This window comes from Paenibacillus sp. FSL H7-0737 (assembly GCF_000758545.1).
GTDB lineage: Bacteria > Bacillota > Bacilli > Paenibacillales > Paenibacillaceae > Paenibacillus_AQ.
The window spans coordinates 6,248,614-6,261,998 of the sequence record NZ_CP009279.1; the positions used below are offsets into that span (position 1 = coordinate 6,248,614).

The following is a 13,385-nucleotide window of genomic DNA, read 5'->3' on the forward strand; positions in this document are numbered from 1 at the left end:
TATAGTGATTTATATTTTATATTATTTAAATTCCTTAACTCATTAGGGCGGCCATCAAAGCTTTTTGTGCATGCAGGCGGTTCTCAGCCTGATCAAAGATCACCGAGTTAGGGCCGTCAATCACGCCCGTGCTGACCTCTTCCTCACGGTGGGCTGGCAGGCAGTGCAGGAAGAGATAATCGCTCTTCGCGCCTTTTACAAGCTCTTCATTGACCTGATAGTCTTTGAATGCCGCTTCACGCGCCTTTTGCTCCTCTTCGAAGCCCATGCTCGCCCACACATCGGTGTAGATGACGTCAGCGTCTTGTACAGCTTCTTGCGGGCTGTGAGTGACCACAATCTTCGCTCCGGTTTCTTTAGCGATCTCACGGGCTTCCGCTACAACCGCTGCATCTGGCTCATAACCTTCCGGTCCTGCGATAGATACGTCCACACCCAGCTTAGCGCCACCAATCATCAGAGAATGTGCCATATTGTTGCCATCGCCGATGTAAGCCAGCTTCAGACCTTTAAGCTTCCCTTTGTGCTCGTAAATCGTTTGGTAATCCGCCAGCACTTGGCAAGGATGTGCCAGGTCACTCAGACCGTTGATTACTGGAATAGAAGCGTAACGAGCTAGGTCCTCAACTTTGTCATGGCCGAAGGTACGGATCATAATTCCATCAAGATAACGTGACATTACTTGTGCTGTATCTCCAACCGTTTCACCGCGTCCAAGCTGAATGTCATTTTTGCTCAAGAAAAGGGCATGCCCTCCCAGCTGATACATTCCAACTTCAAACGACACGCGCGTACGAGTAGAGGATTTTTCAAAAATAAGACCAATCGTCTTCCCCTTCAGCGGCTGAAATTCTTCGCCATTTTTCTGCTTCTTCTTCAGTTCAATCGCCGAATCAATCAGATACGTAATTTCCTCCGGGCTGTAATCGTTCAGCTCCAGTAAATCACGGCCTTTCAGTTGCTGCGCAATGGTGTGCTTGTTACTCTGTACGCCCTGACTCATGAGCTTACCTCCCCGTTTGCTTGTTTAGCATAAGTATGAATGAGTTCGGAGACGATGTCTACCGCTTGGTCGATCTCCTCTTTACTTACATATAGATTAGGCAATAAGCGAAGGACATTAGGACCCGCTGTCACGAACAACAGGCCTTTCTTTTGTCCAGCCAAAACAATATCGCCCACTGGTAATTGACATTCAATCCCGATTAACAGTCCTTTACCACGGATATCCTTCACAAAAGAACAGTCCACCAGCTTCTCTTTCAAAAGACCTGTCAGGTACTTACCCATTTCTTCAGCGCGTTGTGGAAGCTCATCCTCCAACATTGTCTCAATCGTCGCTGCCATAACCGCTGTTGCAAGCGGTGTTCCTCCGAAGGTGGACGCATGGCTGCCAGGTGAGAACGCTTCACGCAAATACCCTTTGCCAAGCATTAAGCCCGCTGGGAACCCACTAGCAATCCCTTTAGCCAAAGTGAAAATATCTGGTTCAATTCCATAATGCTGATGAGCGAACAACTTGCCTGTACGTCCCATACCTGTCTGTACCTCATCTACAATCAGAAGCAATCCGTGTTTCTTGCACAGTGCCACTACAGCGTTCAAGAACTCAGGTTCTACCTCAAGCACGCCACCCTCTGCAAGCACCATCTCCAGCATGATAGCAGCTGTATGATCCCCGATAGCAGCTTCTAACGCCGGGAGATCATGCAAGGGTACTGTCTTGAAGCCTGCTGGAAGCGGCAGGAATCCTTCTTTTACCTTTTGCTGACCTGTAGCTGTTAGTGTGGCTAATGTACGTCCATGGAAGGATTGTTCAAATGTGATAACCTCATAACGATCCACACCTTTAATCTTCTGGTGGTAACGACGAGCCAGCTTAATAGCAGCCTCATTCGCTTCTGCCCCACTATTGCAGAAAAACACTTGATCAGCGCAGCTATTCTCTGTCAAAAGGTTTGCAACTTTGTCCTGTCCAGGAATATGGAACAGGTTCGAGACATGCCAGAGCGTATCAATCTGATCCTTTAGCTTCGCACCGACTTTTTCAGGAGCATGACCTAGACTGGTCACAGCTAATCCACTTGTGAAATCAAGATACTTATTGCCCTTATCATCCCATACCCAGGTGCCTTTGCCTTTAACTAAGCTGAGATCATATCTGGCGTAAGAAGGGAATACCGCGCTCAGCTTGCCTGCTGCAACATCCGGTGTACCTGATCCTACTGTATCGGTCTGCTGTGCCCCTGCTTGCGAATCCAATTCAGCTTGTGTAAGCTTGCTCATTCTAAGTCACTCTCCCACCTTGTGCTCCTGTGTACCAGGCTGCACCTCTAAATGATATTCATCTATGATTCTACGAACGAATAATACGTGTGCCTATCGCTTCACCTTGCAGTACTCGGCTAAGCACCCGCGGTTCTTTTCCATCCACAATAATAACTTCTGAAACGCTGCCTTGAATGCAATCGATAGCTGCCCGTACTTTTGGGATCATGCCGCCGTAGATTTCTCCACTTTCAATTAAAGCTTCGATTTCCTGTACGGTAACGGATGGAAGCACAACCTTTCGACCCTCCACCGTACTCATAATGCCAGGCACATCAGTGACTACGATCATTTGGGGAGACTCTACATAAGAAGCGACTGCCCCTGCTGCTGTATCTGCGTTAATATTGTAGCGCTGACCTGCAGCATCTACACCAATAGGTGCAATGACAGGAATATATCCCATACCTATAATCCCTGTTACGATATCAGCTTTCACTTCCGTTACTTCGCCTACCAAACCTACTTCAGCGCTATTAGCTACGGGTCTAGCAGTAATCATATTTCCATCGATGCCGGATAGCCCTAGAGCTAGACCGCCACTTCCTTGAATTCGCCTTACAATCGCCTTGTTGATACTCCCTGCCAGCGTCATCTCTACGACATCTAGTACTGCCTCGGTGGTTACTCGCAGACCATTCACGAAGCTGCTTTCAATGCCCAGCTTTGCTAGATTCTCTGAAATGGCTGGCCCTCCGCCATGAACAATTACAGGTTGAATGCCTTCCTGCTGCAAATCTCGTAAATCTTCGAAAAAAGAATCAGGAAGAGCAGCCAGCGTACTGCCGCCGCATTTCATCACAAACAATCCACTACCATCTAATGCATCTATAAGTTCAAGCTCGCTATTTAGCGTCATAAGTTCGGTATCCTTCCCTTGTGGGCTTAAGCACGCCACAAATTAGGTACGGTATGCAGCGTTAATACGCACATAATCGTAAGTTAGGTCACAGCCCCAAGCTGTAGCCTTTCCGGTTCCATCATGCAAATCTACAGTGATCAGCACAGTTTCACTTTTTTGCAAATAGGCCAAAGCCTTCTCCTCATCAAAAGCAACCGGCTTCGAATGCAGTAGCACCTCGATATCACCTAACGAAATGTTCACACGCTCCGGCGATACTGGCACACCCGCGCGTCCAACCGCAGCAATAATCCGTCCCCAGTTCGCATCCGCTCCAAAAATAGCAGATTTCACTAGGCTAGAACCCACCACTGTCTTGGCAATCGCTGAAGCAGCTTCGTCATGAACAGCACCATTCACTTGAACCTCAATCAGGTGAGTTGCACCTTCGCCATCTCGAGCAATCGCTTTGGCAAGCGTCTGGCACACATAAGTGAATCCAGCAGCAAAAGCGTCCCAATCCGGATGAAATCGAGTCAGCTTCTCATTACCTGCAAGCCCACTAGCCATCGACACTAGCATATCATTCGTGCTTGTATCTCCATCAACTGTAATCATATTAAAAGTAACGTTCGTAGCAGAACGAAGTAGACTGTGTAAATCTTCCGCTGAAATATCAGCATCTGTAGTCATAAAACCGAGCATAGTAGCCATGTTAGGATGAATCATCCCGGAGCCCTTCGCAGCTCCAGCAATAATAACTTCTACACCGCCAACAAGCACCTTCACGGCAACCTCTTTTTTAACTAAATCAGTTGTAAGTATGGCCTGACAAAATTCTTCCGCTCCAGCAGCCCCACCGTCCAGCTTCTCTGGTATTGCAGCAATACCGCTACGTACGCAGTCCATCTTCAGCAGCTCACCGATCACACCAGTCGAGGCGACAGCAACATCATTAACCTCTACACCCAAATGTTGAGCCGCAGCAGCGCGCATCTCATAAGCATCGGCCTCGCCTTGTTCACCTGTGCAGGCATTAGCATTCCCGCTGTTCACGACTACCGCCTGCAACGTTCCGTTCACAAGACTTTCTCGCGTCACCTTCAGAGGAGCCGCCTGAAAAACATTTGTCGTATACACGGCAGCAGCCGTAGCTGGAACCTCACAAAGAATCACTCCGAGATCGTTGCGGTCTGTTTTTTTCAATCCACAGTGCAGTCCTCCGGACTTAAATCCTTTAGGTGAAGTAATGCTTCCACCTTCCAAGGTAGTAAATAATTCAATCTCGCTCATGTTATTTGTACCGCTGATCCTTATGGATACACAGGTGTGTAGCCGAGGCCAAGGGTTTCCTCCCATCCCATCATCAAATTAAGGTTCTGTATTGCCTGACCTGCCGCACCTTTTACAACGTTATCAATGACGGAGACTATGGTCACCCGCCCTGTACGAGCATCTGTCGCAAATCCGATATCACAATAATTAGAGCCGCTAACTTCTTTTGTCGCTGGAATCACACCTACATCGCGCACCCGCACATAAGGTCTGCCCGCATAATATTCACGATATAAATTCACAAAATCCTGCTCCGTATAATTGCCCGTCATTCCTGCATACATCGTACTCATAATACCTCGGCTCATAGGCACGAGATGTGTGGTGAACGTTACGGTTACCTTTTCTCCAGCAATCTCCGTGAGCGTCTGCTCGATTTCTGGTATATGTTGATGTTTATTTATTTTATAAGTTTTTAAGTTCTCGTTTATCTCTGCATAATGCACCATCAGGCTCGTTCCGCGTCCTGCTCCGGTAACCCCGGATTTGGCATCAATAATAATACTGTCATGCTTAATCCAGCCTGCCTGAATCGCAGGAATTAGTCCAAGAAGTGTAGCCGTAGGATAACAGCCTGGATTAGATATAAAATCAACCCCAGCCACACGCTCTCCGAACACCTCGCAAAGTCCGTACACAGCTTGTTCCAGGTACTCATCAGCAGGAGCTGTATGTTTGTACCAGTACTCATACTCTGCGCCATCCTTCAATCGGAAATCACCGGATAGATCTACGACCTTAAGACCAACTTCCAGCAGCTGCGGCACCAGCTTTGCACTTACACCAGACGGCGTAGCCGTAAAAACCACATCCGCCCGCTCAGCCATCTGCGCCGGATCAACGCCATCCAGCCTTCGGTCAATAATGCCCGTCAAATGAGGAAACCCTTCCTCTATCGCATCCCCTGCACTAGATGAGGAAATTACCGAAGTAATCTCTACTTTAGGATGACTTTGTAGTAGCCGAATCAGCTCTACGCCTCCATAACCCGTTGATCCAACAATCGCCGCCCTCAGCTTGCCTTCCACTGTCATCCCCACTTCCTGCTTATCCTGAATATATTATTTAATATAATGCATACCGTCTTAGAAATATGTATTATTATACATCCCTATTAATATAAATACAACACAATATGTGAACTTTATTCATCCTAAATATAACCTCATTTAGAAAAAAAGAGAAGCGTCACCTCCCCTGTAGGAGAGATTACGCTTCTCTTTTAAATCCTTCGCCTAACACTTCATGCGCTTCGGTAATTATAACAAATGCACTTGTATCTACGGATTGGACAATCGCCTTTAGCCTTGATACTTCATTCTGACCTACCACTACCATCAGAACGGTACGTGCATCGCCAGTGTACCCGCCATGTGCGTCCAGCTTTGTCAGACCACGATCCAGATCATTTAATATCGCCGTAGATATTTCATCTGTCTTATCCGAGATAATATAAGCAACCTTCGTATAACGGAAGCCTACCTCTATTGCATTAATGGCCTTACCTGTAACAAACAATCCGATCAGCGCATACAGCGCCTGCTCCATGCCGAGTATAAATGCAGCCAGCACAATAACCGTCCCGTCCAGCAACACAACGGAAACCGAGAAGCTGAGGCCAGATATCTTTTGAATGATTTGCGCCAAAATCGTAAGTCCACCTGTTGAGCCCCGTCCGCGGAATACAACGCCAAGTCCCACCCCCACACAGATACCGCCATAAATGGAGGCTAAAAGTGGATTAGTTGTAGGTGTAGGTAAATCTTTTGTCAACAAGATAAATAGCGGTAGCACAAAGCTCCCAAGCAACGAGCGAACACCGTATTGTTTCCCCAGGAAGATTACTCCTAGTACAAACAATGGAATATTAAGCGCCCACTGTGTAAATGCCGGTTCAGCCCCAAACCAAGCTTCAGCCAATACTGAAAGACCCGATACACCACCAGAAGCTATATGATTAGGCAGAAAAAAAAGATTAAACCCCAGTGCTGTGATTAGCGAACCGATCAGAATAAGCATTGTATCCACCACATGACGGACGGGTCCATTCAGTGGAATCAGCGGGGGTTTATTACGAGAATTGATTTTTTGCATTTCATGGCGCTCCTTAAAGTGTCATCTTGCTCTACGTAAGAAGAAACGGCTATTCCATCCATATCAAAGAATGGTATCCGTTTCCCCTAAAAAAATATAAAGATAAAGTATGGAGTAAGCTTATACTTTCCTATATTCCCGAAAAAATCCCTTAATCCGCCTCAACCTTGATCTGGCTACGCAAGTACCCATCAATGAATGCGTCCAGGTCTCCGTCCATTACTGCACCCACATTACCTGTTTCCACGGATGTACGATGATCCTTGACCATGTTATACGGATGGAATACGTAGGAACGAATCTGACTGCCCCAAGCGATTTCGGATTGCTCGCCGCGAATCTCATCCAATTGCTGCTGCTGCTCTTGCAGCTTACGCTCATACAGCTTGGAACGCAGCATCTTCATCGCTTGCTCCCGGTTCTTGATCTGTGAACGTTCGTTCTGGCAGGTTACCACTACGCCCGACGGCAAGTGAGTAATCCGTACCGCAGAGTCCGTGGTATTGATATGCTGTCCACCGGCGCCGCTCGCGCGATACGTATCGATCTTAAGATCCTCGGTGCGGATCTCAACTTCAACATCATCGGTAATTTCCGGAACGACATCACAGGAGACAAAAGAGGTATGGCGTCTACCCGAAGAGTCAAACGGAGAAATCCGCACCAGTCGATGGACACCCTTCTCAGCTTTTAAATATCCATATACGTTGAAGCCCTTGATAAGCAGTGTAACACTCTTAATTCCTGCTTCATCACCCGGTAAATAATCGAGCACTTCAACCTTAAATCCACGTTTCTCAGCCCAACGCGTGTACATACGAAGCAACATTTGACCCCAGTCTTGAGATTCCGTTCCGCCTGCACCCGGATGAAGCTCAAGGATCGCATTCAGCTTGTCATACGGTTGGTTAAGCAGCAATTGCAGCTCGAATTCATCCACTTTACTGCCTAGGCTGCGAATTGTCTCTCCGATTTCTGTTGCCAGATCCTCATCGCCCTCTTCATCCGCAAGCTCTGCCATCATCGCAGCATCATCGTATTCCTGTTGAAGTTTCTCGTATTGATCTACGGAAGATTTCACAGCGTTCATCTCAGCGATTACACTCTGCGCTTGCTCACTATTATCCCAGAATCCCGGAGCTGCCATTTTCTCTTCAAAGTTAGAAATCATCTCTTGCTTAAGATCTAAGTCAAAGAGACCCCCTAAGGTCAGTTAGTTTCTTGCCTATTTCACGCAGATCCTGCTTTACATTTGGTTCTATCATAGGTCACTTCACCTTTCAAAATTGGTTGTTACGGTCTTCGCTCTATTGGATAGTTAGTGAATGAGTGAATGTTCAGCCATTCCGAGAAGGATTGGACTTCCGATCGCTGTTGTTTCCAGATTCCTTGAATAGATAACCGCATCGCGGTTGGAATCTCGAAACAAAGGCGAACACTCCGTTTCTACAGTTCCAAACCTTCTCTCCATTCCAAATTCACTCAAGTGCTAAAGATCCAAAAAAGCGACTGGGCCGTAAACGGGGGATACCCCCGGGCCCAGCCGCTCTTTATGGTTAGTATACCCATAGAGATCAGGGTTAAAGACTTACATCTTCAACACCTGAATATGAGCGCTACTAAACGTTTGTCTTATGCGTTTTGACCGTGGCAATTCTTGTACTTCTTGCCGCTTCCGCAAGGGCAAAGATCATTACGGCCAGTCACAGCCTCAACATGAACCGGACGTTTCTCAACAGGTTCGCTGTTTGTAGAGATCTTGTCTTCATCAATAACGGATTGACGTTCCTGATTCGCCTCGATGTGAGCCTTCATAATATAAGTAGCTACTTCTTCTTGAATCGTAGCAGTCATAGTATTAAACATCTCAAAGCCTTCGAATTGATATTCACGAAGTGGATCCGTACCACCGTAAGCACGCAAGTGAATCCCTTGACGTAATTGATCCATTGCATCAATATGATCCATCCATTTGCTATCTACGGAACGAAGCACGATTACCTTCTCGAATTCACGTACGAGTTCTGAACCCAGACGTTCTTCACGTGCAGCATATTTCTCAAGCACACGTTCGAAAATAAACTCGATGATCTCCTCAGCTTCCTTACCCCATAGAATATCACGGGTCAAAGCACCTTCTTCAAGCAGCTTGCTGTTTACGTAATCAGCAACTTCTTGCAGTTCCCAGTTCTCAGGAATATCATCGCTGCAGTGTGCTAGAACGATACGCTCAATTACTGGCTTGATCATTTCAAGCACGACATCTTTAATATTATCAGACTCCAGAATCTCACGGCGTTGTTTATAAATAATTTCACGCTGCTGATTCATCACGTCATCATATTGCAATACGACTTTACGGATATCAAAGTTATTACCTTCAACACGTTTCTGAGCAGATTCAACCGCACGTGTGATCATGCGGCTCTCAATCGGCTGATCTTCCTCGAATCCGAGACGATCCATCATAGTCAGAACGTTGTCAGCGCCAAAACGCTTCATAAGCTCATCGCCAAGCGACAAGTAGAATTGTGTAGAACCAGGGTCACCTTGACGACCCGCACGACCGCGCAGCTGGTTATCAATCCGGCGCGATTCATGACGCTCTGTACCAATGATATGCAGACCTCCAAGATCTGTCACACCTTCACCCAGAACGATGTCCGTACCACGTCCAGCCATGTTGGTAGCAATCGTAACTGTACCTGGCTGACCTGCATGGGTAATGATTTCTGCTTCCGCAGCGTGATGCTTCGCGTTAAGCACTTGGTGTCTAACGCCTTTGCGCTTCAGCATTTCAGATACGAGCTCTGAATTCTCGATCGAAACTGTACCAACCAGTACCGGCTGGTTCTTTTTGTGACGTTCTACAATTTCTTCCACAACAGCCTTGAACTTACCGTTCTCACTCTTGTAGACCACATCTGGCATATCTACGCGCTGATTTGGTTTGTTCGTAGGTACTTGAAGAACTTCAAGACCATAAATCTTCTTGAACTCCTCTTCCTCAGTCTTCGCTGTACCTGTCATACCACCCAGTTTGCGATACATACGGAAGTAGTTCTGGAATGTGATTGTTGCAAGAGTCATACTCTCATTCTGTACTTCGATTTCTTCCTTCGCTTCAATCGCTTGGTGCAGCCCATCGCTATAACGACGACCTGACATTAGACGTCCTGTAAATTCATCAACAATAACGACCTCACCCTCGTTTACAACGTAATCTACGTCACGACGCATAATTACATTTGCTTTTAGGGCTTGGACGATATGGTGATTCAAAGTTACATGACTGTGATCATACAAGTTCTCAATACCAAAAGCGCGCTCAGCAGTAGCCACACCTTTTTCAGTCAAGGCTACAGACTTCACCTTAATATCAACTGTGTAGTCTTCTTCAGCCTTAAGCTTTTTCACGAAACGGTCTGCTGAAAAATACAATTCTGTAGACTTCTCAGCTTGTCCGGAAATAATAAGAGGTGTACGTGCTTCATCAATAAGAATAGAGTCCACTTCATCAATAATACAGAAATACAGAGGGCGCTGAACCATTTGCTCTTTATAAAGCACCATGTTGTCACGCAAATAATCAAAACCAAATTCGTTGTTTGTGCCATACGTAATATCGCAGGCATAAGCAGCTTGTTTATCAGCATGGTCCATACCGCTCAGGTTAACCCCAACCGTCATGCCCAGGAAGTTATAGATTTGTGCCATTTGTGCGCTGTCGCGCTGAGCCAAATAGTCATTGACCGTTACTACGTGTACGCCTTTACCTAGCAAAGCATTCAAATACACTGGCAATGTACCTACTAGTGTCTTACCTTCACCAGTCTTCATCTCGGAGATTCGGCCTTCATGCAGAGCCATACCACCAATTAACTGCACATCAAAATGCCGCATACCAAGTGTCCGCTTGGAAGCTTCACGTACGGTTGCAAATGCCTCAGGAAGAATTTCTTCCAGAGTTTCGCCTTTCTCAATACGGGCACGGAATTCTGCTGTCTTAGCTTGTAACTGTTCATCAGATAGCTTTACAAATTCCGGTTCCAATCCATTAATTACATCGACTGTCTTCATGAGACGTTTAACGTCACGATCGTTGGTGTCTCCGAATATTTTCTTTACAAGTCCTAGCATGGTTAACCCCTTTCATGCAACACAGATGGTGGAACCGAGCCCATCCTCACAAAATTGAAAGGGCCATTTATAAATTCGATTCCGCTGCTTCATAAATTGTAACAGTTTGTAAGAGATGCCGCAATACAAGGTGTATCAGCCACATTTTTCAAATATAGTCGCTTATACGCACAAGAGCCCTATTCGCTGCAAGCGAATAGGGGCTCGGTTTAAATTTCTTAGGTTCTGACTAACTCTCGAGGCCCTTTATACTTAGAGCATAACTGGCATCATTGTATCTTAGCCCTGTTCAATCAGTCCATATTTACCATCATCACGTTTGTAAACTACGCTTACTTCCGAGGTGTCGATATTGGAAAAAACAAAGAAATTATGTCCTACCATGTTCATTTGAAGAATCGCTTCTTCCACATCCATCGGTTTCATTGTAAAGCGTTTGTTCCGCACAACTTCTAAATCATCATAATCTTGTTCTTCTACAGCAACAGCGGTACTAGCTCCATCCACAAACAGCGTCTTCAGTCCCTCTTGACGGAACTTACGATTGATCTTCGTTTTGTGTTTGCGAATTTGACGTTCCAGCTTGTCCACAACGGCATCTATGGAAGCATACATGTCATCGCTGCGGTCTTCCGCACGAAGCGTCACGCCAGCAAGCGGAATGGTTACTTCCACCGTATGAAGGCCGCGAACTACGCCAAGCGTCACAGACCCTTCAGAGGTAGGGGGTGCTTCGAAATACTTCTCAAGTTTGCTGAGCTTCTTATCAACATACTCTCTCAAAGCGTCGGTCACGTCAATTTGTTGACCTCGAATGGTGAATTGCATGGCCACTCCTCCTTTAGTTACACCTTCATTATACCAAATTGTTAAGGCTAAGTAAAAAGTAATTCCTTACAGCCCTTACAATTAGATAACAAATATTGTCCTTGTGTTCACAAATAAAACAAGTCCGGTAAGAGCAACTATTCGCCTCACCGGACCAATTGTAAACCTGTCGTTATTATAGTACGAATTCCATTCTTATATTCCCAAACTGAGACAGTATAAGATTATGTTACTTGGTATGAATTTGGATGATTTCTACAGGTGACAATTGCGTACCTGATCCTGTAATAACATATACCTTATAGGCAGTATTGGCTGTTAATCCAGTCAAAGTATGCGTATGTTTTACACCAGGAGCGAACGTAAGCGTGTCCGTCCATGGAGCAGTCAATGCTGTACCCGCACTATTCTGACCTAAAGAAATTTGTGCTGCGCTAGGTGCTTTTTCATTAGCAGGTAATACTACATATCTTACTGGGGTTGGAGTGTCACCTGTCACACCATATTTAACATATACATCTGCTGTAACAGTACCTACTTGTCCTGGTTCAAAAAGCGTAATCGACTTTTCAGTTGCTTGAGCAGTAGTTAATCGAACTGTTGTTACAGTAGACAGATTTCCAGATGCATCCGCTGCTACGATATATGTTGCATATTCTGTTCCAGGATTCAATCCGTAAACCGAGAATGTAACCGTTGTGTTGGTCACAGTTGCAACACTACCATGAATTTCGCTTGCAGTTCCATCGCTGATCTGTCCTTTTTCTACCTGCAATGCACTCGGTGCACTTACGTTAGCAGTATAAGGAGCTACAACATAGTACACTGAGCCCGTTACGGAAGATGTCAGGTATACATCGGCTGTTACCGAACCAACGTTACCATAAGTTGCTCCACTTACTGTTGGTGTAGTGACAGTTCCGCCATCACCGTTACCGCCGCCAGATCCACCACCAGTACTACCACCTGGAGTAGCTGTTGGCGTTGGCGTAGCGGTTGGTGTCGGAGTAGCCGTTGGCGTTGGTGTAGGAATCACTCCACCACCTGTGCCGCTACCTGGGTAATAGATGACTGAGGTATTGATAATACCTACAGCCTCTGCACGTGTTAACGATCTCTTAGGACCGAAGGTTCCATCCGGATAACCGTTAATAATCTTCTTATCTGCTGCAGCGGCTACTGCACCTTTTGCCCATGCTGCAATTTGTGCATTGTCTTTAAATTTGCTAGTAGTGCTATTGGTGCTCAATTTAAGTAATTTCGCAGCCATTACTGCTGCCTCTTGTCTTGTGAGCGGACTATTAGGACGGAACGTATTGTCCTCGTATCCTCCGATATAGCCAGCTTCCATGGCTTTAGCCACTTCACTGTAGTTCCAGTTTGTGCTTTTCATATCTTTAAAGCTTACAGTTGCTTTTTCTTTAAAACCGAACAGGCGATTTACCAGAGTCACATACTCTCCACGTGTAATTGCCTTGTTTGGTTTAACTGTACCATCTGGGTATCCTCCAAGGTATCCACTATCTAACCATTCCTGTAGCTGAGCTTGGGCCCAGTGACCTTGAATATCCTTAGGTACGGAGGCGGCAGATACGCTGCCAAGAGATCCTAATAACATACTAACTCCTAAAACTCCGGTCATAAGACCGCGCAACTTCTTTTTCATCCTGCTAATCATCCTCCTAAAAGTTTTGATAGCGTAGGCTATATGAATCTCTTCTCGGAAGTATTGGCCTAGGCTAACATAGTGTGCGTCGAGGTAAGATAAACAGCTCAACGTATACCTATTACCCACATTTCGAAGAGTTCTAACATTTTC

General features: G+C 45.9%; 10 protein-coding genes. All 10 read right to left on the reverse strand.

What is annotated here, in order from left to right; translation table 11 throughout:
• Positions 1-34: 34 nt before the first annotated feature.
• Positions 35-1,003 carry an ornithine carbamoyltransferase gene (gene argF / locus H70737_RS27335; RefSeq protein ID WP_042192355.1) on the reverse strand — a complete coding sequence of 323 codons (969 nt, stop codon included), beginning with the start codon at positions 1,001-1,003 and terminating at the stop codon, positions 35-37.
• On the reverse strand, positions 1,000-2,286 hold the full coding sequence (locus H70737_RS27340) for an aspartate aminotransferase family protein (protein WP_042192358.1): 1,287 nt from the start codon (positions 2,284-2,286) through the stop codon (positions 1,000-1,002). Before H70737_RS27340 ends, argF begins: the two co-directional genes overlap by 4 nt.
• 70 nt (positions 2,287-2,356) lie before the next feature.
• Positions 2,357-3,187, reverse strand: a complete 831-nt coding sequence (argB, locus tag H70737_RS27345) for an acetylglutamate kinase (protein ID WP_042192361.1) — start codon at positions 3,185-3,187, stop codon at positions 2,357-2,359.
• A gap of 42 nt (positions 3,188-3,229) precedes the next feature.
• Positions 3,230-4,462, reverse strand: coding sequence for a bifunctional ornithine acetyltransferase/N-acetylglutamate synthase (argJ, locus tag H70737_RS27350; RefSeq protein WP_042192363.1), 1,233 nt, complete (start codon positions 4,460-4,462; stop codon positions 3,230-3,232).
• Between the two features lie 20 nt (positions 4,463-4,482).
• Entirely contained in the window at positions 4,483-5,538 is a 1,056-nt protein-coding gene (gene argC / locus H70737_RS27355) for an N-acetyl-gamma-glutamyl-phosphate reductase (RefSeq protein ID WP_042192366.1), read from the reverse strand.
• Between the two features lie 175 nt (positions 5,539-5,713).
• On the reverse strand, positions 5,714-6,598 hold the full coding sequence (locus tag H70737_RS27360) for a YitT family protein (protein ID WP_042192368.1): 885 nt from the start codon (positions 6,596-6,598) through the stop codon (positions 5,714-5,716).
• 151 nt (positions 6,599-6,749) lie between these two features.
• A protein-coding gene (gene prfB / locus H70737_RS27365) for a peptide chain release factor 2 (protein WP_143759238.1) occupies positions 6,750-7,863 on the reverse strand; the annotation gives its coding sequence in 2 pieces (ribosomal slippage) (positions 6,750-7,790 and positions 7,792-7,863; 1,113 coding nt in all).
• A 367-nt stretch (positions 7,864-8,230) separates the two neighbouring features.
• A complete protein-coding gene (secA, locus tag H70737_RS27370) occupies positions 8,231-10,738 on the reverse strand; it encodes a preprotein translocase subunit SecA (RefSeq protein WP_042192370.1) in 2,508 nt (835 codons plus the stop codon).
• A gap of 279 nt (positions 10,739-11,017) precedes the next feature.
• Complete coding sequence (gene hpf / locus H70737_RS27375; RefSeq protein WP_042131328.1) at positions 11,018-11,566, reverse strand: ribosome hibernation-promoting factor, HPF/YfiA family; 549 nt, start codon at positions 11,564-11,566, stop codon at positions 11,018-11,020.
• Positions 11,567-11,795: 229 nt separating this feature from the next.
• On the reverse strand, positions 11,796-13,232 hold the full coding sequence (locus H70737_RS30050) for an S-layer homology domain-containing protein (protein ID WP_052404445.1): 1,437 nt from the start codon (positions 13,230-13,232) through the stop codon (positions 11,796-11,798).
• Positions 13,233-13,385 lie beyond the last annotated feature (153 nt).

Coding starts and splice junctions, on each gene's coding strand:
- argF (WP_042192355.1), bottom strand. CDS start 1,003: ATGAGTCAGGGCGTACAGAGTAACAAGCACACCATTGCGCAGCAACTG.
- H70737_RS27340 (WP_042192358.1), bottom strand. CDS start 2,286: ATGAGCAAGCTTACACAAGCTGAATTGGATTCGCAAGCAGGGGCACAG.
- argB (WP_042192361.1), bottom strand. CDS start 3,187: ATGACGCTAAATAGCGAGCTTGAACTTATAGATGCATTAGATGGTAGT.
- argJ (WP_042192363.1), bottom strand. CDS start 4,462: ATGAGCGAGATTGAATTATTTACTACCTTGGAAGGTGGAAGCATTACT.
- argC (WP_042192366.1), bottom strand. CDS start 5,538: ATGACAGTGGAAGGCAAGCTGAGGGCGGCGATTGTTGGATCAACGGGT.
- H70737_RS27360 (WP_042192368.1), bottom strand. CDS start 6,598: ATGCAAAAAATCAATTCTCGTAATAAACCCCCGCTGATTCCACTGAAT.
- secA (WP_042192370.1), bottom strand. CDS start 10,738: ATGCTAGGACTTGTAAAGAAAATATTCGGAGACACCAACGATCGTGAC.
- hpf (WP_042131328.1), bottom strand. CDS start 11,566: ATGCAATTCACCATTCGAGGTCAACAAATTGACGTGACCGACGCTTTG.
- H70737_RS30050 (WP_052404445.1), bottom strand. CDS start 13,232: ATGAAAAAGAAGTTGCGCGGTCTTATGACCGGAGTTTTAGGAGTTAGT.